General features: G+C 67.9%; 22 protein-coding genes and 1 pseudogene. 14 read left to right on the top strand and 9 right to left on the bottom strand.

The features are described 5' to 3' along the window. The gene (locus AAGI91_00220; GenBank protein MEM1041031.1) at nt 1–648 is read left to right on the top strand and encodes an RsmG family class I SAM-dependent methyltransferase; all 648 of its coding nucleotides are present in this window, start codon (nt 1–3) and stop codon (nt 646–648) included. Between the two features lies 1 nt (nt 649). Here the strand turns inward: AAGI91_00220 and AAGI91_00215 are convergent, their stop codons facing one another. Next, on the bottom strand, nt 650–1,285 hold the full coding sequence (locus tag AAGI91_00215; protein ID MEM1041030.1) for an outer membrane beta-barrel protein: 636 nt from the start codon (nt 1,283–1,285) through the stop codon (nt 650–652). 153 nt (nt 1,286–1,438) lie between these two features. Here AAGI91_00215 and AAGI91_00210 point away from each other — a divergent pair, with 153 nt between their 5' ends. After that, nucleotides 1,439–2,437: a YafY family protein gene (locus tag AAGI91_00210; protein ID MEM1041029.1), complete on the top strand. Its 999-nt coding sequence runs from the start codon at nt 1,439–1,441 to the stop codon at nt 2,435–2,437. A 98-nt stretch (nt 2,438–2,535) separates the two neighbouring features. Here the strand turns inward: AAGI91_00210 and mfd are convergent, their stop codons facing one another. The 4 genes from mfd to AAGI91_00190 form a co-directional block, all read right to left on the bottom strand. After that, nucleotides 2,536–5,880: a transcription-repair coupling factor gene (mfd, locus tag AAGI91_00205; GenBank protein ID MEM1041028.1), complete on the bottom strand. Its 3,345-nt coding sequence runs from the start codon at nt 5,878–5,880 to the stop codon at nt 2,536–2,538. Between the two features lie 103 nt (nt 5,881–5,983). After that, complete coding sequence (gene murQ / locus AAGI91_00200) at nt 5,984–6,904, bottom strand: N-acetylmuramic acid 6-phosphate etherase (protein ID MEM1041027.1); 921 nt, start codon at nt 6,902–6,904, stop codon at nt 5,984–5,986. A gap of 37 nt (nt 6,905–6,941) precedes the next feature. Continuing rightward, entirely contained in the window at nt 6,942–7,475 is a 534-nt protein-coding gene (locus AAGI91_00195; GenBank protein ID MEM1041026.1) for an RDD family protein, read from the bottom strand. Nucleotides 7,476–7,490: 15 nt separating this feature from the next. Then, nucleotides 7,491–10,175, bottom strand: coding sequence for a CHAT domain-containing protein (locus tag AAGI91_00190; protein ID MEM1041025.1), 2,685 nt, complete (start codon nt 10,173–10,175; stop codon nt 7,491–7,493). Between the two features lie 152 nt (nt 10,176–10,327). On the opposite strand from AAGI91_00190, the gene AAGI91_00185 reads away from it, so the two are divergent. The 8 genes and pseudogenes from AAGI91_00185 (at nt 10,328) to AAGI91_00150 (ending at nt 15,211) form a co-directional block, all read left to right on the top strand. Beyond that, complete coding sequence (locus tag AAGI91_00185) at nt 10,328–11,485, top strand: DNA replication/repair protein RecF (GenBank protein MEM1041024.1); 1,158 nt, start codon at nt 10,328–10,330, stop codon at nt 11,483–11,485. Between the two features lie 59 nt (nt 11,486–11,544). Further along, nucleotides 11,545–13,029 (top strand): M48 family metalloprotease, encoded by a 1,485-nt coding sequence (locus AAGI91_00180; GenBank protein ID MEM1041023.1) that lies wholly within the window; start codon nt 11,545–11,547, stop codon nt 13,027–13,029. Between the two features lie 72 nt (nt 13,030–13,101). Further along, nucleotides 13,102–13,293 (top strand): hypothetical protein, encoded by a 192-nt coding sequence (locus tag AAGI91_00175; GenBank protein MEM1041022.1) that lies wholly within the window; start codon nt 13,102–13,104, stop codon nt 13,291–13,293. Continuing rightward, entirely contained in the window at nt 13,281–13,595 is a 315-nt protein-coding gene (locus tag AAGI91_00170; protein MEM1041021.1) for a type II toxin-antitoxin system RelE/ParE family toxin, read from the top strand. The genes AAGI91_00175 and AAGI91_00170 overlap by 13 nt, the downstream gene beginning before the upstream one ends. Further along, a pseudogene (locus AAGI91_00165) lies at nt 13,570–13,950 on the top strand (NAD-dependent epimerase/dehydratase family protein). Before AAGI91_00170 ends, AAGI91_00165 begins: the two are co-directional and overlap by 26 nt. A 172-nt stretch (nt 13,951–14,122) precedes the next feature. Further along, a complete protein-coding gene (locus AAGI91_00160) occupies nt 14,123–14,680 on the top strand; it encodes an NAD-dependent epimerase/dehydratase family protein (protein MEM1041020.1) in 558 nt (185 codons plus the stop codon). Between the two features lie 112 nt (nt 14,681–14,792). Further along, nucleotides 14,793–14,993, top strand: a complete 201-nt coding sequence (locus AAGI91_00155) for a hypothetical protein (protein ID MEM1041019.1) — start codon at nt 14,793–14,795, stop codon at nt 14,991–14,993. Continuing rightward, a complete protein-coding gene (locus AAGI91_00150; protein ID MEM1041018.1) occupies nt 14,990–15,211 on the top strand; it encodes a hypothetical protein in 222 nt (73 codons plus the stop codon). The genes AAGI91_00155 and AAGI91_00150 overlap by 4 nt, the downstream gene beginning before the upstream one ends. A 22-nt stretch (nt 15,212–15,233) precedes the next feature. Here AAGI91_00150 and AAGI91_00145 read toward each other — a convergent pair whose 3' ends face one another. Both AAGI91_00145 and AAGI91_00140 read right to left on the bottom strand, forming a co-directional pair. After that, complete coding sequence (locus AAGI91_00145; protein MEM1041017.1) at nt 15,234–15,653, bottom strand: MaoC family dehydratase; 420 nt, start codon at nt 15,651–15,653, stop codon at nt 15,234–15,236. A gap of 64 nt (nt 15,654–15,717) precedes the next feature. Then, nucleotides 15,718–16,161, bottom strand: a complete 444-nt coding sequence (locus tag AAGI91_00140) for a thiol-disulfide oxidoreductase DCC family protein (GenBank protein MEM1041016.1) — start codon at nt 16,159–16,161, stop codon at nt 15,718–15,720. 68 nt (nt 16,162–16,229) lie between these two features. Between AAGI91_00140 and chrA the strand changes: the two genes are divergently transcribed. The 3 genes from chrA (at nt 16,230) to AAGI91_00125 (ending at nt 21,247) form a co-directional block, all read left to right on the top strand. Then, nucleotides 16,230–17,411: a chromate efflux transporter gene (chrA, locus tag AAGI91_00135; GenBank protein MEM1041015.1), complete on the top strand. Its 1,182-nt coding sequence runs from the start codon at nt 16,230–16,232 to the stop codon at nt 17,409–17,411. Between the two features lie 267 nt (nt 17,412–17,678). Beyond that, nucleotides 17,679–20,180: an MMPL family transporter gene (locus AAGI91_00130; GenBank protein ID MEM1041014.1), complete on the top strand. Its 2,502-nt coding sequence runs from the start codon at nt 17,679–17,681 to the stop codon at nt 20,178–20,180. Between the two features lie 2 nt (nt 20,181–20,182). Next, nucleotides 20,183–21,247 (top strand): hypothetical protein, encoded by a 1,065-nt coding sequence (locus AAGI91_00125; GenBank protein ID MEM1041013.1) that lies wholly within the window; start codon nt 20,183–20,185, stop codon nt 21,245–21,247. A gap of 46 nt (nt 21,248–21,293) precedes the next feature. On the opposite strand, the gene AAGI91_00120 is transcribed toward AAGI91_00125, so the two are convergent. Both AAGI91_00120 and AAGI91_00115 read right to left on the bottom strand, forming a co-directional pair. Beyond that, complete coding sequence (locus AAGI91_00120) at nt 21,294–21,899, bottom strand: hypothetical protein (GenBank protein ID MEM1041012.1); 606 nt, start codon at nt 21,897–21,899, stop codon at nt 21,294–21,296. Nucleotides 21,900–22,078: 179 nt separating this feature from the next. Further along, a complete protein-coding gene (locus AAGI91_00115; protein ID MEM1041011.1) occupies nt 22,079–22,978 on the bottom strand; it encodes a universal stress protein in 900 nt (299 codons plus the stop codon). Nucleotides 22,979–23,541: 563 nt separating this feature from the next. Between AAGI91_00115 and AAGI91_00110 the strand changes: the two genes are divergently transcribed. After that, complete coding sequence (locus AAGI91_00110; protein ID MEM1041010.1) at nt 23,542–24,204, top strand: DUF4159 domain-containing protein; 663 nt, start codon at nt 23,542–23,544, stop codon at nt 24,202–24,204. The last annotated feature ends 31 nt before the right edge of the window (nt 24,205–24,235 follow it).

Below are 24,235 nucleotides of genomic sequence, written 5' to 3'. Positions count from 1 at the left end.
ATGGCTACCCTCTTCACCGACACGCTGCTCAGGGAGGACCAGCGCGGAATGCTAGCCGAGTTGGAGGCGCTTGCACTTCGGCTTAACCGGCAACTCAACCTGTACTCCAAAGAGAGCACGCAGCACTTTCGGGAGCGCCACCTGCTGCACTGTCTAGCGCTGGCCTCACGCCCTTTTCCACCTGGCTCCGATGTCGTCGACTGGGGCACCGGAGGCGGGATGCCTGGCCTCCCCCTCGCCATCGCGTTTCCCGAGACCACCTTTCATCTCGTGGACTCAGTCGGCAAGAAGATCCGAGCCGTCGAGACTATGGCGCGCAGGCTCGAGCTGCCGAACGTGCGCACCTATCACAGCAGAGCCGAGCAGTGGCAGGGGTCCGCGAGTTACAGTGTTTCACGTGCAACATCACCGCTTGCTACACTCTGGGCGTGGCACAGCCGCTGCTTCTCTCCGCTCGATGCCCCCTCAGACCACTGGAAGCCCGGTCTGATCTGTCTCAAGGGTGGTGATCTGACAAACGAGCTAGCAGAACTCCGCGATATGCATTCCGGACTGCGCGTCGAAAACTGCCCCCTTCTCCCCTTGCTTGGCGCTCCGTACTTCGAGAGCAAGGTGATTGTCACGGTGCACGCCGAGTCGTCATCCTAGGCTAAAAGTTCAGGCCAACGAGTAGTGAGGTCGTTCGGGTGAAGACGTCGGTGGAGTTGCCCCGGAGGGCTGCATCTGGTTCTAGTATGTTTCTTAAGCCGCGGCTGAACCGGACGCCGAACACCAGGTCCAGGGTCTCCAGCGTGAAGTTGAAGTCGCTGCCCACCACGAAGCCTAGGTCCGGCGATACCAGATCACTGGCCCGCTCCGAAGCGCCCTCCCCCACCTCATCGATGCGCACACGCTCCGCGAGTTCAAAGCCCGCGAACGGCCCGACGTACGGGTCGATCCGCAACGCACCCACGTAAAGCGGGTATTTGAACAGCAGGGGCATCTCGATGTAGGTCAACTCCACGACAGGCTCAGCGCTGCCGACCTGCATCGGATCTGTAGGGCGAAAGCCCTTTTGCATATAGAGTATCTCTGGCTGAACAATGATGCCGTACCGGAGCGGTACAGCACCGTAGATGCCCGCCGCAAAGCCTGTTCTGCGCTCGGCACCATTGACTGAAGCGAAGTCGCCAGTGAGCGTGGCGGTGCTGATGCCGAGCCGAATGCCAAACGTGTTCTGCGCCGAGGCCAAAGAGCTGTATCCCGCCGCAACGAGACCGAGCACAAGGAGGAAAAACGGTCGCATGGAGTACGTCGAATAAAGGGACGGGAGCAAGGAAAAACGCACAGCAAGAAACCACCAGAAGACGCAAAAAAAGGCGGGGCACGAACTTTTACCCGCGAACCGAACGGGTCTCTATGCGTTGACATTTTAATGTCACACCTCACCGGAATCTCGATGTCCCAGTCCGACCGCACGCTGAACAAAACGGAACGGCTCTTCGCCCTGGTCCTGCTGCTCCAGAACCGTCCCAACATGACCTCGAAGGACCTCGCCGAGTACTTCGAGGTCAGCCGGCGGACCATCTTCCGCGACCTCCGCACACTCGGCGAGTCGGGCGTGCCGCTCACCTATGCTGACGGCGGCGGGTACGAGATCCTCGAGGGCTACCAGCTTCCGCCGCTGATGTTCACCGCCCGCGAGGCCGCCACCCTCCTCGTCGGCACAGCGTTCACTAAGATCCAGCCCGACCAGTCGCTTCGGACCGACGCTGACGACGTGGCGCTCAAGATTCGCTCGGTCCTTCCCGGCCCGATCCGCGACTACATCGACCGGCTGCAAGAGAGCACCGTCATTGCGCCCTACATCCGCAACCTCGAACCCGGCCAGGGCGCGCACGACGATGAGGGCCGGTGGTACGACCTCAGCGAGGCCGTGGCGAAGCAGCGCTGCGTCTACATGGACTACTACGTCGCCAGCCGCGACGAACTGACGAAGCGCAAGGTGAATCCGCTCGGGCTGGTTTACTACTCCGACTCCTGGAACCTGATCGCCTACGACCACCTCCGGGGAGACGTCCGCAACTTCCGGCTCGACCGGATCAGGAAGATGCGGATGATGATGGACACCTTCAAGCGCCCGGAGGACTTCGACCTGAACGAGTACCTTAAGGAGAAGGGGTCGAACCCGCGAAGTGAGCGGATCACGCTTCGGTTCAACCCCCGCGCCTACCGCTGGGCCAAGCGCGGCATCCCAGCCGAGATCGAGGAGGAGGTCGCAACCGACGACGGCGTGCGGGTGACGTTCTACTTCGAGAACATCGGCTACATCGCGCAGTGGCTGCTTCGCTACGGGACCGATGTTGAGGCTCTGGAGCCGGACGCGCTGCGGGAGACGCTCCGCGAACGGGCGACCCGCCTCGCCGAGCACTACGGTGCTGTACCCGTCGAAGCATAGGACCAATCTATTCAGACTTTTAGACCCTGGCCGATCGTCTGAGAGCCGTTCGCAAAAACGGCTCCAGCCGAGCACGCTCCGCTGTCGGGAAACTACAGCTAGAGCGCGAGCGCTTCGGCGGGACGCAGCCGCTCTAGCAGGCGCTTCGCCGTGGCGAGGTCGGGGACGTTCTGGATGATCGCACGGAGTTTGCCGCCGGGCGTCTCCTTCATCACGTAGCGCCGGTCGAGGCCGCCGAGTGCTTCGAGAAGCGGATGGAACGTCGATTCGTAGAAGTGCGGGTCGGCGTCCTGAGTAGGGAGATCGAGGAAGAGGCGCTGGTTTTTGAACTGCACGCGGGGGAGCCGGAGCGCCTGCGCGTCGGCCTTCATCTCGGCGGCGGTGAGGAGCGCGTCGACTTCTTTCGGGATCGGGCCGAAGCGGTCGCCGAGTTCTTGCCGGAACGCGGCGAGGTCGTCGGGGGCGCGGAGGTCGGCAAGGCGGCGGTAGAGGTTCATCCGCTCGGTGCCGTTGGAGACGTACGCGGTCGGGATGAACGCGTCCTCAGACACATCAATCGTTGCATCGCCAGACGGGGGCGGAGCCTCGTCCGCGAAGAGGTCGCTGAACTCTTCGCCGCGCAGCTCCTGCACGGCCTCTTCCAGGATCCGGTGGTAGGTCTCGTAGCCGAGGTCTTCGATGAATCCGCTCTGCTCGGCCCCAAGCATCGCGCCGGCACCCCGGATGTCCATGTCGCGCATGGCGATGTTGAACCCACTGCCGAGGTCGGAGAACTCCTCGACGGCCTGGAGCCGCATCCGGGCCTCGCGCGTGAGCGTGTGGACACTCGGCACGAGGAGGTAGCAGAACGCCTTCTGCGCACTGCGCCCGACCCGCCCGCGGAGTTGGTGCAAGTCTGCCAACCCGAACCGCTCAGCCCGGTCGATGATGATCGTGTTGGCGTTCGTCACGTCGATCCCGCTCTCGACGATGTTAGTCGAGACGAGCACGTCGAACCGGTGCTGGATGAAGTCGTGCATCACGTTTTCGAGGTCGGACGCCTTCATCTGCCCGTGCGCAACTTTAATGCGCACGTCCGGCACGAGCGCCTGGATCATAGCCGACATCTCCTCAATCGTTTGCACCCGGTTGTGGACGAAGAAGACCTGCCCGCCTCGATTTACTTCGTACGAAATAGCATCTCGTATAAGGTCTCTATCGAAGGTATGAATCTCCGTGACAACCGGCTGCCGGTTCGGCGGTGGGGTATTCATAATCGAGAGGTCACGCACGCCGAGGAGCGAGAACTGGAGCGTCCGCGGGATTGGGGTCGCGGTCAGCGTGAGGGTGTCCACCTCGGCGCGCATTGCCCGCAGCCGCTCCTTCACCGCGACCCCGAACCGCTGCTCCTCGTCGATGATGAGCAGCCCGAGGTTTTTGAAATTGACCTTCTTGCCCGCGAGCCGCTGGGTGCCGATCACGATGTCTACCTCGCCGCGCTCGATCCGGCCGAGCGTCTCTTTCTGCTCGGCGGTCGTGGCGAACCGCGAAAGTTGAGCGATACGCACCGGATACCGGCCTAAACGCTCTGAAAACGTCTCAAAATGCTGGAGTGCGAGGATGCTGGTCGGGACGAGGACGGCGACCTGCTTGCCGTCCTGCACGGCCTTGAACGCTGCCCGGACCGCCACTTCGGTCTTGCCGAACCCGACGTCGCCGCAGACGAGCCGGTCCATCGGGACCGAGGCTTCCATGTCCTCTTTGACCGCGCTCGCCGCGAGGGCCTGGTCGGGGGTGTCTTCCCACTTGAACGACGCCTCAAGTTCGCGCTGCCACACCGAGTCGGGTGCGAAGCCGAAGCCCGGGCTCGCCTTGCGCTTCGCATAGATCTTGACGAGGTCGCGGGCGATGTCTTTGACTCGCTTCTTGGTACGGCTTTTCGCCTTCTCCCATTGTCCGCTTCCGAGCTTAGTCAGTCTCGGCTGGTGTCCTTCCTTACCCGAGTACTTGTGCAGCTTGTGCAGGGCGTTTACGTTGACGAATAGCTCATCGCCGCCGAGAAACTGGAGCTTGACGGCCTCCTGCTTTTTGTCGCGGACCGTGATCGTGTGTAGGCCGGAGAAACGCCCGATGCCGTAGTCGATGTGGACGACGAAGTCGCCGGGGCTGAGGCCCTGGAGGTCGCGGAGCGAGAGGCCGCCGCGGACGCGCTTGCGGTTGCGCGCCGTCGGGCGGTGGTGGCGGTTGAAGACCTGGTGGTCGGTGTAGACCGCGAGCCGCTCGTCGGGGAGGACAAACCCCTCGTGGAGCGACTCGACGGTGAGCGCAGCGTCCGGCTCGTGCTCCTCGTCGCCGAGGAGTTCGCGGAGGCGGGCGCGCTGGCCCTGGCTGTCGCAGAGGACGTGCGCCTCGAACCCACGGTCTTTGAGTTCGGCGAGGTGCTCGCGGAGGCGGCGCACGTCGGCGTTGAAGTCGGGCTGCGGTTGGGCATCGAGCGCGAATGTCCGGTCGGCGTCGTCGGAGAACGTGCCCAAAAGCAGGGCAGGGCGGTCGGACAGCTTGTCGCCGAGCGCGTCGCCGGTGAGGTAGAGCCGGTCCGGCGGCGGAGCCTCGTCGTCCTCGAGCGCAGCAAAGGCGTCGGCGGCCTCGGCGTAGACGGCATCAGCGCGCTCGCTGAGCCGGACGGAGTCGAAGAGCGCGAAGAGGGTGCCGCCGGGAAAGTAGTCGAGCAGAGCGACATGCGCGACCGCGTCGAAGGCCGGCGCGTCGAGGTTGGGGACGATCCGGGCCTGCCTCAGACGGCTGACCGAGCGCTGCGTCTGCGGGTCGAACTCGCGGACCGAGTCGATCTCGTCGCCGAAGAACTCGATGCGGACGGGGTAGTCGCCCGCGAAGGGGTAGACGTCGAGGATGCCGCCGCGGAGCGCGATCTCGCCCGGCAGCTCGACGAACTCGGCAGCCTCGAACCCTTGCCCGACGAGCCGCTCCACGAGGGCCTCCGGCCCGACCTCGTCGCCGACGCGGATCGTGAGGGTCTCCTGGGCGACCGTCTCAGGGGGCGCGACGAGTTCGGCGACGGCCTCGACGCTCGTCACGACGGTTCCGGCGAAGCCCTCCTGCAAGCGCTGGAGCACGTCGGCTCGGCGGATGAGCGCGGCGCTTTCGGCCACCCGGTCGCGGTCGTAGGGTGCCTGCCCGGTCGGCGGGAAGAGCAGCACCTCGGTGTCCTCGCCGAGGAGTTGTTCGAGGTCGCTCTGGAGGTAGGTCGCCGATTCGTGCTCGGGGAGGAGGCAGCAGAGCGGGGTGCCCGCGTCCGCGAGATCGGCGAGGGCGAAGGCCGGGAGCGAGCCGACGGTGCCGCGCAGCCGCAGCCGGTCGCCGGAGGCGAGGCTGGCCGCGTCGCGGCGAAGCTGGACGAAGAACGGCGCGGCGGCGACGCGGGTGCGAATCGAAGTGAGGGACACGAGGAGAGAGGGGTCGGTGAAACACGGGTAGGGGCGCAGCATGCTGCGCCCCTACGGTTGGGTCCTGTGCAACGAACAGGCAGCCCGACGGGTCCCTCGACGCTCACCCCGCAATCGCCTGCCGGACGAACCCGCCGGCCGCCGCGAGACGCTCGCGGGCGGCGTCAGCGGAGACCTCGGCCAGGAGCATCACGAGCGCCGTCTTGACGTGCCCATCGGCCTCGGCGAGGATGCCGGCAGCCTCCTCGTAGCCCACGCCGGTCGCCGTCATCACGATTCGCTTCGAGCGCTCGACGAGCTTCGCGTTCGTCATCTGGAGGTCGATCATCATGTTCTCGTAGACCTTCCCGAGCCGGACGAAGGCGGCGGTCGTGATCATGTTGAGGACGAGCTTCTGCGCCGTCCCGCTCTTCATCCGCGTGGACCCCATGATGACCTCCGGCCCGACCGCCGGGCACATCGCCACATCGACGACCTCGTGGAGGTCGAACGCCTCGCGCGGGTTGCAGGTCACGAAGAGCGTCGTGCACCCGAGCGCGTGGGCGTGCTTGACGGCCCCGACCACGAACGGCGTCCGCCGGCTCGCCGCGATCCCGCAGACCACGTCCCGCTCGGTCACGCCCGCCTCGCCGAGCGCGTCGCGCCCGTTCGACTCGTGATCTTCGGCCCCTTCCTGGGCGACGAACATCGCCGCCTGGCCACCTGCGATCAGGCCCTGCACCTGCTCGGGGTCGCTCCCGAACGTCGGCGGGCACTCGGCGGCGTCAAGGACGCCGAGCCGTCCGCTCGTCCCGGCCCCGGCGTAGACTAGACGCCCCCCGTTTTTGAACGCATCGACCACGAGTTCGACGGCCTCGGCGACGTACGGTAGCTCGGCGCGGACGGCGGGGACGACGCGTGCGTCCTCGTCGCTGATGATGCGGAGGATGTCCTCGGTCGAGGCCGCGTCGATCCGCATCGAGCGCGGGTTGCGGGTCTCGGTCGTGAGCGCCTGCAGTTCGCGGAAGAGGTCGGACTCAGCCATCGGAAGGAGAGGGAGTGCAGTGCGGAGGCAAATGCGTCTACGAGACGTAGGCAGAGTGCGAGAGGGACGTAGCGGCGCGCTCGACGCTCGTGGAGGCGACGAGGTCGTGGACGCTCCGGCGGCCCTGCGTGCGCCATGCAACGACGAGGTAGACGAAGACCAGCACGTACGCCGCGCCGATCCCTACCCAGTTTTCCGTCGCTAGTTCGCCGATGGCGGGGGCGAACAGGAACGCCGAGGCGTGCGTGACCTCCCACGGGACCATCTTGACTGCCGTCCGCGCCAGCGCCTGCCCCAATCCCACCGGCTCTCCGCCCTCCGCCTGGGTGCAAATCGAGAGGGAGCGCTTGCCGAGCGTCGCCCCGCTCTCGGACCGGTCCGCCAGCGTGAAGTAGACCCAGACGGGCAGCGAGAAGTTGAGGACGAGGGTGAAGTAGACCTCCTGGGGTGTGGACGAAGGCCCGAGCCCGAGCATCCATTGGACGAGGAAGCCGAGCGGCGTCAGGATGACGAAAAGCAGCGTGATGTCGATGCCGTACGCTCCTACACGCCTGAGCAGAATGGATCGCATCGCAGGGTCGACAGGCTACGCGGGGGGAGGGGTGCCGGGCCTCCTGCGGCGCAACGCGCGGGGCAGCAGCAGGGCCGAGGCAACCAGGCCCGCGCCAACGATCCACCACCAGACCCCGAAGCCGGACGGAATGGGGACTGGACTCGGGTCGCCGTAGAGGATCGGCGCGGCCCAGAAAAAGGGGCTACTGCGCAGCCCGCCGTGGGTTTCGAGGTAGTCGAGCTGCGCTTGCTGGAGGGCTACGTCTTTGCGCTCGCCGCGCGCGAGGTGGGCGTAGAACCCGTCCATCAGCTCGACCGTCGCGGCGTCGTCCACGCGCCAGAGCGTGCCGAGCGTACTCGCGGCCCCGGCGGCGCGGACGGCGTACTGCAGGCCGAGGACACCCTCGCCGAGGAGGTCGCGCCCGCGCGCCGTGCGGCACCCGCTCAGCACCACGAGGTCAGCCGCGAGCGGCTGCTGCATCAGCTCGTAGAGGTAGAGCCGCCCGTCCTCGGTGCTGTCGGGGTCGGGCGAGAGTTGGATGTAGCTCCCGAGCGGGTTGGCGTCCTCGACGAAGGCGTGCGAGGCGATGTGGAGCAGCCGCGCGTCCTCCAGGCGCTCGTAGAACCGCGACTCCGTCGCCTCCTCGTCGAGCGCGACGAAGGCCGACGGGAAGCGGCGCCCCAGGTCGGCCAGTTCGCGCGCCACGTTCGGGAGGTCCGGCGGCGCACCCTCCTCGTAGACCGAGCGTAGCGGCGAGTCGGTCTCGACCCCGCCGAAGGCGCTCCGCCCGAAGGCGACCAGGTCCGAAGCCGCTCCTGACGGGGCTTCGTCCTCCGCGAGCAGTCCCGCTGCCAGTTCAGTCGAGATCGCATGACGACGCAGCAGGAACGGGGCCGTGCCCATCGGGTCCGTGGGCGCGACGGCCTCTTCGAGCAGCAGCCCGAACGGCAGTTGGGCCAGCGGCCCCTCTGGCACGACGACGAGTCCTGCACCCTCCGGCAGGTAGGGCGCGACCGGTGCGATCAGGAGGTCGTAAAGCGTCTTCAGCGGAGCCGGGTCGAAGGCGAGGTTTAACGGGTCCACCGGGCCGCTGCCCTCCACCCAGAGCGGGCTCACGGCCGCCATCAGCGCTTCGATCCGGGCCGCGTCGAGGTCATCGGCAAGAGGCACAGCGACGAGGGTGTCGGGGCGCAGTACGAAGGCGTGTTGCGGCGCAGCGGGGTGGTAGGTGAGCAGCACCTGGCCTCGGGCGGCGAGCGTCTGCTGCATCCGGCCGAGGTCCGCCGTGACGCTCGCGCCCCCGTCTCCGAGCACGGCGGCCCGGTCCGCTTCGAGGGCCTCGATCTCCCCGCGAAGCCGAAGCCGCTCCACCGGGTCGAGGTCCGGCTCGGCGAAGCGGCGGTGGCGGGCTTCGAGCGTCGCGGTGAGGCTGTCGGCGCGGCGGCGGGTCTCCGGCGCGAGGTCGCCGAGCAGCACGCGGCGGTGGCGCAGGTCGCGCAGGACGCGGGCGCGGGCCTCGTCGAGGGCAAGGAAGGCGTCGGTCGGGCGCTGCCGCGCTAGGAGGAGGCTGACGCGGGTGAGGTAGGTGTCGTACCACGTCCCGGCCCGGCTCGCCTCGACCTCGGCGCTCAGCCCTGCCCGTTCGGCCTCGACGAGGCGGAGGGCCTGCCCGACGAGTGAGTCGGCGCGCGCGAAGTCGCCGAGACGCATCGAGGCTTGCGCGAGGCTGCCGAAGAGATCGGGGCGGCGGATCTGCACGCCGTAGCGGTCGCCCACGGCCAGTGCCTCTTCGAACGCCGCGCGCGCGGCCTCGGCCTGGCCGAGCGCAAGGTGCGTCGTCCCAACGGCCTCCCAACTCGTGATCTCTGCGCTGCGCGAGGGCCGCTGCAACCGCGCCGCGAGGTCGGCCGCCGCCTGCACCACGACGAGCGCCGAGTCGGCTTGGCCCTGCGCGAGGTAGGCATCGGCGAGGGTGATCCGTGCGAAGACCAGAAAGTGCTCGGCGCGGGGCGAGGGGAGGCCGCGCAGCAAGTCGGTCGCAGTGCGCGCCGCCACGAGGCTCCGCGCGGCTGCGTCAGGGCGACGAGACTGGCGGATCCGAAGTTCGGCCTCCCGCGTGTAGGCCCGGGCGAGGCTGACGCGGAGCTGCAGCTCAAGCTCAGGCTCGGCCCCAAGCGTGCGCTGAACCGTTTCGTAGATGGCTAGGGCCTCGTCCCACTGCCCGAGCCGGTCGTAGGCTCCGGCCAGCCCCATCCAGATGCGCGTGCGGACGGCGGGCGTCGCCGAGGCGGCATAGTCGAGCAGCCGCAGCCGCGCGCGCAGCGACTCCTCGACGCGCCCCTGCTGGTCCAGAATGAACCCCCGAAACTCCAGCATGTAGCGCACGCCGGCGGAGTCGGCCCGGAGGTACGGCCCGTCGAAGAACGTGTCGATGAGCGCCGCGACCTCGTCGATCTGGCCGGTCTCGAGGAGAATCTGCGCGTCGCGTCCGTAGGCGCGGGCGAGGTGGTTCGCCGCCGTGCTGTCGAGGGTCGGCGTCGCGGCGTAGCAGGCGCGGGCCTCCTGGAACGCACGCCGCGTCGCGGCCACCGCGAGCGAATCCGCCGTCCGGGTGTCGAGCCGGTCGAAGGAAGCCTGGGCACGCTGGAACACGGCCTCGCAGTCCGGCCGGGCAAGCACGCCGGGCATGAGCAGGAAGAGGAGAGAGAGAACGCGCATGGCAGCAAAGCGAGTGTATCCTACGCTTCCGGCCTAAGCTACCTCTTCGCAGGTAAATATGCAGCGCAATCGGCATGCGCTTTCGGATACAGGTGCCGCCGAACCCGCCCGGCAGGCACCGGTATCACCCCGCGCTCCTCTCCCACGTCCGCATGCGCCTCCGCTCGCTCCGCCTGCTCTCCTTCCGCGCCCACGCCGAGACCGAGGTCGCCTTCGCGCCGGGCGTCAACCTGATCGTCGGCCCGAACGGGGCGGGGAAGACGAACCTGCTGGAGGCCGTCCACTACCTCTGCCTGACCAAGAGCTTCCTTACCTCGACCGACACCCACGCGCTCCGGCAGGGCTGCCCCTACTTCGAGGTCGAGGGCGCGTTCGAGGGCGAGCAGCGGCCGAGCCTCACCGCTCGCCTCGTCTACGTACCCGACGAGGGCAAGCGGCTCTTCCTCAACAAGGCCCCGATCGACCGGCTCTCGGAGGTCGTTGGGCAGCTTCCGGTCGTCGTGCTCGCGCCGGCAGACGGGGCGCTGACGGCGGGCGGGCCGGAGGAGCGGCGGCGGTTCCTCGACAACACGCTCAGCCAGGCGCGGCCGACCTACCTGGGCGACCTGATGGGCTACCGGCGGGCGCTGAAGCAGCGCAATGCGCTTCTGCTGCATCATCGCCGGAGCCGCACCGCGCCCGACCCCGCCGCGCTGGAGGCGTGGAACGAAGAACTCGTCACGCTCGGGGCGCGGCTGATCGAGCGGCGGCGGCGGTTCATCGCCGAGTTCGCGGGGTTTCTGGCCGAGGCCTACGCCCGGATCGAGGCCGTAGGCGAGGAGCCGAGCATCGAATACCAGACCGCCGTGCCGCTGGCCGAGGAGACGACCGAGGCCGACATCGCCGAGGCGTTCCGGGCCACCCTCCACCGCCTCGCCCGGCGCGAGCGCGAGCGGGGCCGCACGCTCGCCGGCCCGCACCGCGACGAGCTCGTCTTCCGGCTCAACACGTTCGAGGTCCGCCCCTACGCCTCGCAGGGCCAGCACCGGACGTTCGGCCTCGCGCTCAAGCTCGCCAAGTACTTCTACCTCCGCGACCGCCTCGAAGAAACACCGCTCCTCCTCCTCGACGACGTCTTCGGCGACCTCGACCCGCGCCGGGCCGACATCTTCCTGCAGCTTCTGCAGTCCGACGCCGTCGGCCAGAGCCTGATCACCGCCGCCCGCAGCGAGCCGTTCGACGACGCCGTGGACTTCGGCGCGGAAACTCACCGGGCGATTCGCATCGTACACGGAGGAGTCGCCGCGCCCGTCGATGCCGACGTTTCGTAAGATTTCGGCGTGGCCCTCTCTCCTCTCTCTGCCTCTCTCCATCTACTCCCATCGGTCCCATGAATCCCCACCTCCGGCCCCTCTTCTTCCTGTTCCTGCTCGCCGCGCTGCCCCTCGTCGGGTGCGGCCAGGCGTCGACCAACCTCATCACCGGCGAGACCGTGCGCGGGGCGTATACCTGGCAGCAGGAGGTCCAGATCGGCCGCGAGGCCGACCAGCAGATCATCGCCCAGTTCGGTCTCTACGACGATCCCGGCCTCGAGGCCTACGTCGAGCGGATGGGCCAGGAGGTGCTCCAGACGAGTGCCTACTCCGAGCCCACCACGCCGGCCGAGATCCGCAACACGCCGTTCTACTTCCGCCTCCTCGACAGCGATGTGGTCAACGCCTTCGCCCTGCCGGGCGGCTACACGTACATCACGCGCGGCCTCCTGGCCCACCTCGAAAACGAGGCCCAGCTCGCCGTCGTCCTCGGGCACGAGATCGGGCACGTCCTCGGGCGGCACTCGTCGCAGCGAGCGCTGCGGGCGCAGCAGGGCCAGATCGGGCTGCTCGGCGCGGCGGTGCTCGGCGGGGTCGTCGGCGGCGGGGGTGTGGCCGAGGGCATCCTGAACTACGGCGGGACCGGCGTCCAGCTCCTCTTCCTCTCCAACAGCCGCGAGGCCGAGCGCGAGTCCGACCGCGCCGGCGTGGCCTACGCCGAGTTCGCGGGCTACGACGGGGCCGAGGCCGCGCGCTTCTTCCGCTCGCTCAGCCGCCTGAGCGCCCAGGGCGGCGGCAGCCTCCCCTCGTTCCTCTCGACCCACCCCGACCCGGGCGAGCGCGAGCAGACGATCCCCCAGCTCGCCGCGCAGTACGACACCGGCACCGCCGTCAACAGCGCCGCCTACCTCCGCCAGATCGACGGCCTCGTCCTCGGCACGAACCCGCGCCAGGGCTTTACTGAGAACGGCGTCTTCTACCACCCCGACCTCCGCTTCGAGTTCGACTACCCCAACGGCTGGCAGGTCGCGAATGGCGCGGCGGCGGTCCAGATCGCCGAGCAGAACGGGCGGGCGATCATCCAGTTCACGTTCGCGCAGGAATCCTCGGCGCAGGCCGCCGGGCGGGCCTTCGCCGGGCAGCAGGGGTTGCAGGTCTCGGACCAGAGCCCCACCCGCATCAACGGCAACACGGCCTACACCGTCACCGGGACGGCCAGCACGCAGCAGGGCGAGGTCGCGCTCCTCGCCACGTTCGTCGAGTATGACGGCAACGTCTTCCAATTCCTCGGGTACACCGGCGCGGGCGACCTCGGCACCTACCGCGACGCGTTCGACCGCACCGCCCGCAGCTTCGACCGCCTGACCGACAGCGACAAGCTGAACCGCCAGCCTGTTCGCCTCGACGTATTCGAGGCCAACCGGACGGCGCCGTTCCAGACGTTCCTCAGCGGCCGCCCGATGCCGACCGGTCTGGATGCCAACGGCCTCGCCATCATGAACGAGGTGTCGCTCGGCGAGCAGATCCCGGCCGGCACCCCCCTCAAGCTGCCCCAGCGCTGAACGTGCTCAGAGAAACGCACCGTTTGTACTATCGTACCACTAGGCCTTGACGCTGCCAGCAAACGCAACACTATGACCGAAACGACTGTCCGTGACCGGGTGCTCCGCGCCGTGGAAGAGATGCCAAGCGACATCACCTTTGAGGAGGTGATGGAGCGGGTCTACATGCTCCAGAAGATCGAGCGCGGACGCGAGCAACTCGCCGCCGGAGAGGGTATCCCGCACGATGAGGCAAAGCGCCGGATGAAGCGGTGGCACGAGTAATCTGGTCTCCGCAGGCGCTGGCCGACCTCGAAGCTGTCGGCGACTACCTCGCACGCGAGGCACCGACTTACGCTCAGGCGTTCGTAGACGGCGCGTTCGCTGCGGTCGAGCGCTTGGAGGTCTTCCCCAACTCAGGCCGTGCGGTGCCGGAGATCGAGGACGCTGCGCTGCGCGAGATTATCTACAAAGGCTACCGCATCTTCCACCTCGTCAGTGACGCAGAGGGCGAGGAAGAGGTAGAGATTCTCTCGGTGTTCCACTCGACCCGGCAGTTCGGTGGAAGCGAAGGGCGCGAACCTTAGCAGATCTCGGCCGGCACCCCCCTCAAGCTGCCCCAGCGCTGAGCGCAACATCGCTCTCAGCAGCAGGAATGTCCCAGTGAGAGTCCTTGCCATCGGAGCGACCGGATTCATCGGCCCTCACACCGTACGCTTCCTGGTCGAGCAGGGGCATGAGGTCACCGTGCTCCATCGCGGCGAGACGAGCGCCGACCTGCCGGCCAGCGCACGGCACATCCTCGGCGACCGCAGCAGCCTCTCTGGTATGGCTTCCGAGCTAGAGCGGTTCGCGCCAGAAGTCGTCCTCGACCTGATCCTCTACACCGAGCAGCACGCTCGCACCCTGGTCGAGGCGCTCCGAGGCCTTGCCCGACGCGTCATCGCCCTCAGCAGCGCCGACGTGTACCGGAACTACGACGGCGCGCGCGGGCAGGCGACAGCCTCGCCGGATCCGGCCCCGCTCCGGGAAGATGCCCCACTCCGCGAGACGCGGTTCCCGTACCGAGGCTGCGGCCTCCCGCAGCCGTGGGCTGACGACTACGACAAGATTTTTGGTCGAGCAGGCTGTCCTGAGCGCGCCGGACCTGCTCGGCACCGTCCTCCGGCTCCCCGCCGTCTACGGACCGGGCGACCGGCAGCACCGGCTCCGGCCGTACCTCCGGCGCATGGACGACGGCCGTCCCGCCATTCTGCTGTCGGAAAAGCAAGCGGGCTGGCAGTGGACGAGAGGCTACGTTGAGAACGTGGCGGCCGCTATCGCCCTCGCGGTGACTGACGAACGGGCAGCCGGGCGCGTCTATAACATCGGAGAGGCGACGACACCGACCGAGCGGGAGTGGGTGGGCCAGATTGGAGCGGTGGCTGGCTGGACAGGACGGATCGTCACCGTTCCGGCCGAGCGCTTGCCCGAGCCTCTCCGGCCTCCGTTTGACGTCCGCTACGGTCTCGCCACAGACACGAGCCGTATCCGCGAAGAACTGGGCTATGCCGAGCCCGTCGGTCGGCGTGAGGCCCTGAAACGAACCATCGCGTGGGAGCGGCGACACCGCGACACACTACCTCTTGACTACGCATCGGAGGACGCTGTACTTCGCGCCGAGAAGCCATAATCCATCCTGTCCCTATGCCTTCGGCGGGATGACGACGGCCTCGCCGCCAGTGCTGACTGAACCAAACGTACAGGCTCCCGTTGGAGAGGCATCTTGTTCTGCCTCCAGGACCATGAGCATCGAGGAACTCGAAACAGCCGTTACGAAACTCTCGTCGGAGGACCTTGCCCTGTTCGCCGAGTGGGTAGCGGAGTACCGGGCCAACGAGTGGGACCGGCAGATCGAAGAAGACGCCCGTGCCGGGAGGCTCGACGCGCTCGTCCGTGAGGCTGAAGCGGATATCGAGGCGGGGCGTACCCGACCGCTTCCGTGACGCACCGCACAACGGCCGGCTTCTGGAAGCAGTTCGACCGGCTGCCCGAGTCGGTGCAGCGACTGGCGCGAAAGAACTACCGCTTGCTCGAAGCCGACCCACGCCACCCGTCGCTCCACTTCAAAAAGCTGCCCGGCACATCTCCGCTGTTGTGGTCGGTCCGCATCGGGCGCGACTATCGGGCGGTGGCGCTGGATTGGATCCCACGCGGAATATGACCGAATCATCGTGCAACGCTTGCTACTCCTTCGGCGGGATGACGACGGCCTCGCCGCCGAGGGCGGTCTTGCCGGCCTCGTTGTAGGCCGTGACGCGGACGCGGACGTGTCCGAAGCGCTCGACCTTTTCGGCCACCTTGACCTCGATGCGCACCTCAGAGCCGATGGGGACGGGCCGGAGGAACTTGGCGGAGAGCGAGACGGCGACGCTGCCGTGCCCCGGATAGTCCCGGCCGAGAACTTTGGAGACGACGCCGAGCAGGAACGCGCCGTGGACGATGGGCTCACCGAAAGGCGTCGTGGCGGCGTACTCCGGGTCGAGGTGGAGCGGGTTGTCGTCGCCGGAGACGTCGGCGTAGGCTTGCACGTCGGCGGCGGAAATCGTGCGGCTCCACTCGAAGGTGTCGCCGACCTGCATGGAGTCGTAGGTGTGCTCGGGCATGGGAGGGAGACAGCGTAGGGGCGTATAGCGATACGCCCCCACGGGTGACAGGGCGAGCGGGAATCTACGCCGTGCCGAGGAAACGGCTCTGCAACTCCGGCGTCGGGAGGCGGCACGCGTCGCGCTGGCCGAACCACCGGTATCGGTTGCGGGCAACGAGGCGGTAGGCGGCGTCGCGGAGCGGGGCCGGGACGGCGAGCAGGAGGGAGAGCACCGGCCACGCCCCGCCGAGCCGCCGGGCGATCCTGAGCGCCGCTGTCGAGCGCGCCGCGCACCGCCCGCCCTCGACGAGCACCATCGTCTCCATTCCGCCGCCGACGCCGCAGCGGGCCGTCAGCCGCTGCCCGACCTCCGACTGGAGCGGGGCGAACCGGAAGACGGCTTCGGGGTCGCGGTCGATGATGAAGTTGACGGCCGCATTGCAGAGGTTGCAGACGCCGTCGAACAGGACGACGGGGTGCGCGTCGTCGACCGGCGCGGGGTCGGATAGCGGTTCGGTAATCTGCATCGGGGAACGGGCGCGAGGCCGGACTGTACCGGGAGCGTCGCCCCGTGTACCCATCGCCCCGCCCTCAGTTGCAGCCCGACCCGTCCCCATCGTCCCCCGACGCATCCGGCGGCCTCGGCGTGCTCGCCCGCGTGTTCTTCAAGCTCGGCGTGATCGGGTTCGGCGGGCCGGCGGCGCACATCGCTATGATGGAGGACGAGATCGTCGAGCGCCGCGGCTGGCTCAGCCGGCAGCACTTCCTCGACCTGATCGGCGCGACCAACCTCGTCCCCGGCCCGAACTCGACCGAGATGACGATGCACGTCGGCTACGAGCGCGGGCGGTGGCCCGGCCTGTTCGTGGCGGGCGGGGCGTTCATCTTCCCGGCGGCGCTCTCGACGGGCCTGCTGGCGTGGCTCTACGTCCGCTACGGCGAGGTCCCGGCGGTCGCGCCGTTTCTGGCCGGCATCAAACCGGCCGTGATGGCGGTCATCCTCGGCGCGCTGTGGCGGCTCGGGAAGAAGGCCGTCAAGAGCTGGACGCTGGCCGTGCTCGGCCTCGCGGTCGGCGCGGCGCTGGCGCTGGGGCTGGGCGAGCTGTGGGCGCTACTGGCGGGCGGGATCGTGGGGATGGGGGTGTTGGGAATCTGGCAGGGAAGAGCAGAAGAGCGGAAGAGCGGAGGAGGGTTCCTGCTGCCGGTTGTGCCGCAGGATTCGGTCGCGGTGGCGGTGGGGGCGACGGGGGCAGCGGCGGGCGTGTCGCTGTGGGCGCTCGGGCTGTTTTTCCTCAAGGTCGGCGCCGTCCTCTACGGCTCGGGCTACGTGCTCATCGCCTTCCTCGAAGGCGGACTCGTCGAGGACTACGGCTGGCTCACCGAGCAGCAACTCCTCGACGCGATTGCGATCGGTCAGTTCACGCCGGGGCCGGTGCTGACGACGGCGACGTTCATCGGCTACGTCCTCGGCGGCGTGCCCGGCGCGGCCGTCGCCACGCTCGGCATCTTCCTGCCCGCATTTGTGTTCGTCGGCATCCTCAACCCGGTCGTGCCCCGCCTGCGCGACTCGCGGTGGACGGCGGCATTTCTCGACGCCGTCAACGTGAGCGCGGTCGCCCTGATGGCCGTCGTGACGCTGAAGCTGGGCGCGGACGTGCTCGTCAGCCCGGGCGCGTGGGTGATCTTCGCCGTCGCCGCGGTGCTCGCGCTGCGGTTCAAGGTCAACGCCGCCTGGATCGTCCTCGGCGGGGCGCTCGCGGGGTGGGTGCTGACCTGAGAAACTGTTTGGGGAAGGAGCGGGAAGCCGAGACCGAGCGAGTCCGACCGCCGCAAGGAGCGCGAAGCAGCCGATGCTGAGGCATCGGCGATGGAGCGCGACGCCGCAGCGGGTGGCCATAGCCGGTCGCAGGCCGCGACTTTCGTTCGCCAAACAGTTTCTGAACCCGCCACGGCGCGCGGCGTATCTGGGCCGCCTTCGCCTCGGCTTCATGTGACCCCGCGCGGCCCGGCGTCGGCTTCCATTCGGCCTCACCCTGCCTCGTCTGTGGAACGCTTCTTCGACGCCCTCCGCCCGCTCATCCGCGCCGTCGTCCGGCGTCCGCTCGCGGTCGTTCTGCTCGGCCTCGCACTGTCCGCTGCGGGCCTCCTGGCGGCGTCCGACCTGCGAATCGACACCGACCTCGCGAACCTGCTGCCCGAGGACTACGCGAGCGTCCAGGCCCTCGAACGGCTCCGCGAGACGGTCGGCTCGGAAACGCCGGTCGATGTCGGGATCGAGAGCCCGTCGTTCGAGGCGAACCTCGCCTTTGCCGAGGCGCTGATCCCCGAGGCGCTCGCGCTGCGGGCGGGCGACGAGCCGCTGTTCTCGCGCGCCGAGTTCCGCAAGGACACGACGTTCCTCGCCTTCAACGCGCTCTACTTCGCCTCGGGCGAGGAGCTGGACCAACTCGAGGCCTTTCTCGAAACCGAGGCCGAGGACGCCCGCCTCGCTGCCAACCCGTTCTTCGTCGACCTCGACGACGACCTCGGGCTGGAGGACGAGGAAGACACTGAGGGCCTCGAAGCCTCGCTCGGCAACCTGCAAGTGCAGGAGTACCCGGTCTCCCCAGACTCGACCGTACTCGCCGTCCGCCTCTTCCCGACGGGTGCGCAGTCCAACATCGGCGGCATCCGCACGACCTACCGGCGGCTCGACTCCCTCGTCGCCGCGCTCGGCCCGGCGGGCTTCCAGCCGGAGATGGAAGTGACGACGGCCGGGCGGCTCCTCCGGCAGCAGATCGAGATCGACGCCATTACGGACGACGTGCGCGGCAGCTTCGGGCTGGGCGCGGGCGCGGTGCTGCTCTTCGTCGTGCTCTACTTTTTCTACAAGGCGCTCCAGGTGCGCGGCGTCCGGCGCGAGACGATCCTCAGCGAGCTGGCGCGGCTCCCGGTGACAGCGCTGATGATCGGGCTGCCGCTCGTGATGAGCCTCGCGTGGACCTTCGGCGTCGCCGGCGTCGCCTTCGGGACGCTGAACCTGATGACCTCGACGCTCGCGCTCGTCCTCTTCGGGCTCGGGATCGACTATGGGATCCACTTCTACGCCCGCTACGCCGAGGAGCGCGGCGCGGGCTGCACGGTCGAGGACGCGGCCGAGACCACGTTCGTCTCGACCGGCCTTGCGGTCGCCGTGAGCGCCCTCACCACCTCGGTCGCCCTCTTCGCCCTCACGATTGCCGACTTCCGGGGCTTCAGCGAGTTCGGGCTGATCGGCGGCGTGGGGATCCTGTTCGCGCTCGTGGCGATGCTCGTCGTCCTCCCGGCACTCCTCGCCCTCGCCGAGCGGTGGGGCCTGCTCCGGCTCGATCCGCGCCTAGATGTCGATTCAGGCGAGGCCGTCTTCGCCTCTGACCCGCGCCCGTTCCCGGCCGTCAAGCCGGTCCTCGCCGCGAGCGCCGTCGCCGTCGTGCTCTCGGTCCTCGCGCTGCCGCAGGAGCGGTTCGAGTACAACTTCAGCAGCCTCGAACCGGAGTACCGGGCCTACTACGACCGCGCCGACCGCATCCGCCCCGCGCTCGGCGGCAGCGGTGGCCGCCGCAACCCAGCCTACCTCGTCCTCGACGACACCGCCGACGTGCAGCCCGTCGTGGACGAGCTCCGCCGCCGCGCCGAGGAGGACACCCTCATCCTCGCTGTCGAGAGCCTCCAGGAGCGCTTCCCGACGACGCCCGCCGCGTCGCGCGCCAAGCTCGCTCGCCTGGACGGCATCCGTGACCTCACGAACGATCCGTTCCTGCGCCAGGACACGACGGGCCAGATCGCCCGCGTCCGCCGCGCCGCCAGCACGACGGAGCCGATCCCGCTCGGCGACGTGCCCGTCGATCTCAAGCGGACGTTCACCTCGAAGTCCGGCGAGGTCGGCACGTTCGTGATCGTCTACCCGGCCGTCCCGCTCTCCCGCGACGCCCGCCTCTCGATGGCGTTTGCCGACGAAGTAGGTACGGTCGAGGTGGGCGGGACGACGTACCACGCGGGGTCGACCTCGATCGTGGCGGCCGAGATGCTGCGGCTGATGCTGGCCGAGAGCCCGCTGATGATTGGCCTCACGTTTGTTCTGATCGGGCTCCTCATGCTCCTCGTCTTCCGGTCCCTGAAGTGGACGCTCCTCGCCCTCCTGCCACTCGTGGTCGGGATTTTGTGGATGCTCGGGATGACGGTACTAACCGGCGTCTCGCTGACGTTTTACAACCTCGTCGTGCTGCCGGCCGTGCTCGGGATCGGGAATGACTGCGGGGTGCACCTCGTCCACCGCTACCGCGAAGAGGGGCGCGGCTCGCTCCGCGACGTGCTCCGCTCGACCGGCGAGCACGTCACGATGGGAGCGCTGACCACGATGATCGGCTTCTCCGGCCTCCTGTTCTCGTTCCACCCCGGCCTCCGGTCCATCGGCCTGCTCGCCGTGATCGGGATCGGGACGACGCTCCTCGCCGCGCTCTTTTTCCTGCCCGCCCTCCTGCAATGGCTCGAAGACCGGCACGCCGCCGGTCCGCAGCCCCACGCCTGACGATGACCCGATTCCTCCTGCCGGTTCTTTTCGCGACCCTCCTCGCAGCGCCGGTCACGGCAGCAGCGGACGCGCGAGGTGCCGACGAGCGCGTGACGGTGCCTGAGGGCGGACAGCGCGGCCTCACCGTCGCCGACCTCCGGCCGCACCGGGCGACCGGCAACACCTACAACGAGGCGTGGGCCTACGCCTTCGCCCTCGACGGCGGGATGCAGGCGACGTTCAGCCTCACCCGCGCCAACCTCGGCAGCCTGATGTCCTCCGTGTCCGGGGCCGAGTTTTCGATCTCCGGCTTCGGCGGACGGACGTACCGCGCTGCCAAGCAGTACGACGCCGAAGACCTAGTCTTCTCCGAAGGGGCCCACCGGCTCCAGGTCCACCCGAACATCTACTTCGAGGGCGCGCTCCCGCAGCGCCACCGGGCCTACTTCAAGGCGAGCAAGAACGGTGTCCAGTACGAGGTCGACCTCGCCTTCTCCGACATCGCCGCCGGGCTGACGTGGGGCGACGGCGTCTTCCGGCTCGGCGACGAGCAGATCGGGATGTTCCTCCACATCCCCTACGCCCGTGTCTCGGGGACGGTCACGATCGACGGGCGGACCGAGCGCGTCTCCGGGACGGCCACGATGGACCACACCTTCCAGACCGACTTCGCGCCGAAGCTCGTCCGCGCCGCCTACCGCTACGTGCAGCACGGACGCGACGCCGAGGTGGGCTACTTCGTGCTGCCGGCCTCGCGATTCGAGGACCGGGTGGTGGGCTTCGCCGCCGTCCGCGAGGGCGGCCGCTTCCGCCTGCGACGCCCTGACACCGTCCGCGAGGTGTCCACCCGCCGGATGGAAGGGGTAGAGATCCCGCAGCAACTCGCGGTGGGCTTTGCCGGCGGCAGCCAGACGATCCTCAACCGCGAGCGCGACCACCAGGTGTTCGGCGCGTTCGACGAGCTCAGCGGCCTCCAGCGGACCCTGGCCAAGCGCTACGTCGGTGGCGAGGTCGTCGTCGTCCGCGGACGCGGCACCACCAACCGGCGCGGGCGGATCGTCTACGACTACCTCGTCGTGAAGTAGAGCGCCCCGGTGTCGCTCGCAGTGGGAACAGATCTCTACCGCCGACTCACAGCACACCGAGTTTGCGAGCCCATTCCAGTGCGAAGTTTTCTGCGAACGCCTCGCGCTGGCGGTGCGAGTACGACCACGGCTGGTTGATGTGGCCGACCTCGTGGAGAAAAACGTGGTAGAGGTAGTACCGCTGAACTTCCTCCGGTTCCCACACGAGCCGCCAGTGGTCCCCGTCTGAGCGCCAGCGGTCGCACCACGGCGCGAGGTGCTGGACCGCTGTTTTGGTTGGTCGCTTCGACCATGGCATCTCGTTCGACTTCGGGAACGAGTTCATAATGACGCACGAGTACCGCTGCCGGGCGTCAATCCCGAGACGCTCATCCCCCTTTGGTAATCGGCGGAGTACGATGGCGCGGACGCACTCGGTCAAGTCGTCCGGGAGCCGGTCGAGGACGGCGAGGTAGTCGTCGCCTGAGCACGGGTGGTAGTAGTCGCGCGAAGGGTTCTCCCGAAGCACCTGCCACTTCTCCCCGTTCTCGGAGAGTTGGCGATAGATGTTGACCGGGAATAGACGACTCCACTTCTCTTCCGGCCGACCGTCCTTGACCCGGCCGCCCTGCGTCTTACCAATTTTTCGGCTCCGACGGATCGGATTGCGCATGGCGCGAGGTGGTAGAGCCGGTAATCAAGTGTCGACGAGACGCAATGTAACGCGTCTGCCGGACGCGTAGTAGACTCACATCCTCGCGAGTAAGCGATCGCCCATGCACGCCTGGAGTATTTCAGTACGACTCTAGTTCTGTGCGCAGCCGTGTCTTGCAGCGGTATAACGCGACCGCGCTAGTGGTACAGAAACAGCGGGAGGGTAGCCTCCTCGATGAAACCGGTGGCCGTGGAGCCGAAGAGGAACTTGGAGAGGCCCGCCTTGGCGTGCGACCCGGCCACGATGAGGTCGGCGCCGGTGCGGTCGGCGTGGTCGAGGAGGAGGTCCTTCGGTGTGCTGCCGGGCAGGCTCGTCCCGGCGACGCTGCTGAACCCGTGCGCCTCGAAGTACGAGGTTGCCAGGCCGAGCATCAGCTCCGACTCGGCGCGGGCGTCGTCGTTGTCGGCGCGCACGTTGACAATCTCGACCTCGACGTGCTCGGCACCGAAGGCGTCTAGCTGCGCGAACTTCTGCATGGCGCGGGCGGCGCTTACGCTCCGGTCGTAGGCCACGAGAACCCGGCGGACCGGACGGTGGGTCGGCTGCACGATGAGCGTCGCGGCGGCCCCTTTCTCGACGACCTCGTTCATCGCGTGCGTGCGCTTGTCGCGGTCGGGGTAGAAGAAGTGCGACTCGTGTCCACCGACCAGGAGGTCGTGGTACTTCATGTCCTCGACGATTCGCTCGAACGGGACGCCCTCCTCGACGTGGTCGCGCCCGTGGCGGACGCCGGCGCGGTCGAGCTCGGCCGCGAACGCCCGGATGAGATCCTGAGCCTGGGCGCGGGCTTCGGCGGAAAGCTCGTGCTGGAGCTTCTCGGCGTAGTACATCGCTCCGAGCCCTGCACCCGTAGCCTCGTCCTCGGCACCCTTGCGGTCTACGAGCGCGAGGCCCGTCACCTCAGCACCGGAGCGCTGGGCGATGTCGATAGCGTAGCGGGTGGCAACGGAGGTATCGGAATCAAAGTCGAGGGCGACGAGGATGCGCTTGAGCATGGCGAGGTGGGAGGCGGAGGTGAGGGCTGCAAGGTACGGCACGCGCGCAGCACGGGTCGCTTAAGCCCGGACTGGTATAGGCCGATATAAGGGGCTGAGGTGTCTTCCACACGCTCTATCTATATAAAGTATTTAATAAGTGATGTTGATGTAGTAGTAGGGCCTGTGGACATGTGGAGAAGGGAAAAAAGAACAGACTGTGGGAAGCGGTGCATAAACTCCCGCTGTTATCCGCGAAGCTGTCCACAACCGAGACGGCTAAGAATGCTGCCGGTGGTATCGCCTGGCTCGGTCTGACGATGTTGTCCACGTATCCACGCTCGTCCACACAGCGCGGCCCGCTTCCTCCACACGATGTCAACGTCGGAGGGCCTGTGGATGCAGGCTGGATATCGCGTGGACGATGAGGGCTTGACGGGCGGGCCTTTTTGGCAGTTCGGAGCAGCGCAGCATCTGTCCCCGCCGCGTCCACCGTTCTCCACACCCTTCTCCACAGGGTGGAAAACCTTCTGCCGCCGGTACGACGCCGAGAGACTGCCACGTTCACATGAGGCAAAACACGCGGGTACCCTTCCCGTTGAAGCCCGAAACGCTACCCACTCCGCATGCTCCGCCTTCTCTTTCTGCTGACCCTCCTCGCCTTACCCCTTGACACGCTCGCCCAGACCGACGGGCACGAGGTCACGATTGCCCGCGTCAAGTACGGCGGCGGCGGCGACTGGTACAGCGGCGAGGAATCGCTCCCGACGCTCCTCGCCTTCGTCCGCGAGCATACCCTCCTCGACGTAGCCCCGCGCGAAGAGATCGTCGAGCTCACGAGCGACAAGCTGTTCCAGTACCCGTACCTCTACCTCAACGGGCACGGCACCGTCCGCTTCACCGACCGCGAGGCGGAGCGGCTGCGGCGCTACCTCCTCGGCGGCGGCTTCCTCCACGTCAACGACGACTACGGGCTCGACGCTACGCTCCGGCAGGAGATCAGGAAGGTCTTCCCCGAGCAGGACTTCGCCCGCGTCCCGTTCGACCACCCGGTCTACCAGGCGCACTTCCAGTTCTCGAACGGCCTCCCCAAGATCCATGAGCACGACGGCCAGCCCGCCGAGGGCCTCGGGCTGTTCCACGAGGGGCGGCTCGTCGTCTTCTACTCCTACGAGAGCGACCTCGGCGACGGGTGGGAGCCGGAGGGCGTCCACGACAACCCGCCGGAGAAGCGCCAGGCCGCGCTGCGGATGGGCACCAACCTCCTCATCTACGCGATGACCCAGTGACGGGCGGCACGCTCAGAGTCGGGACTCAGTG

Source organism: Bacteroidota bacterium (genome assembly GCA_038746285.1).
Classification (GTDB): domain Bacteria; phylum Bacteroidota; class Rhodothermia; order Rhodothermales; family JANQRZ01; genus JANQRZ01.
The sequence above is the reverse complement of the archived record's forward strand: the minus strand, read 5'-3'. Positions and strand labels throughout refer to the sequence as shown.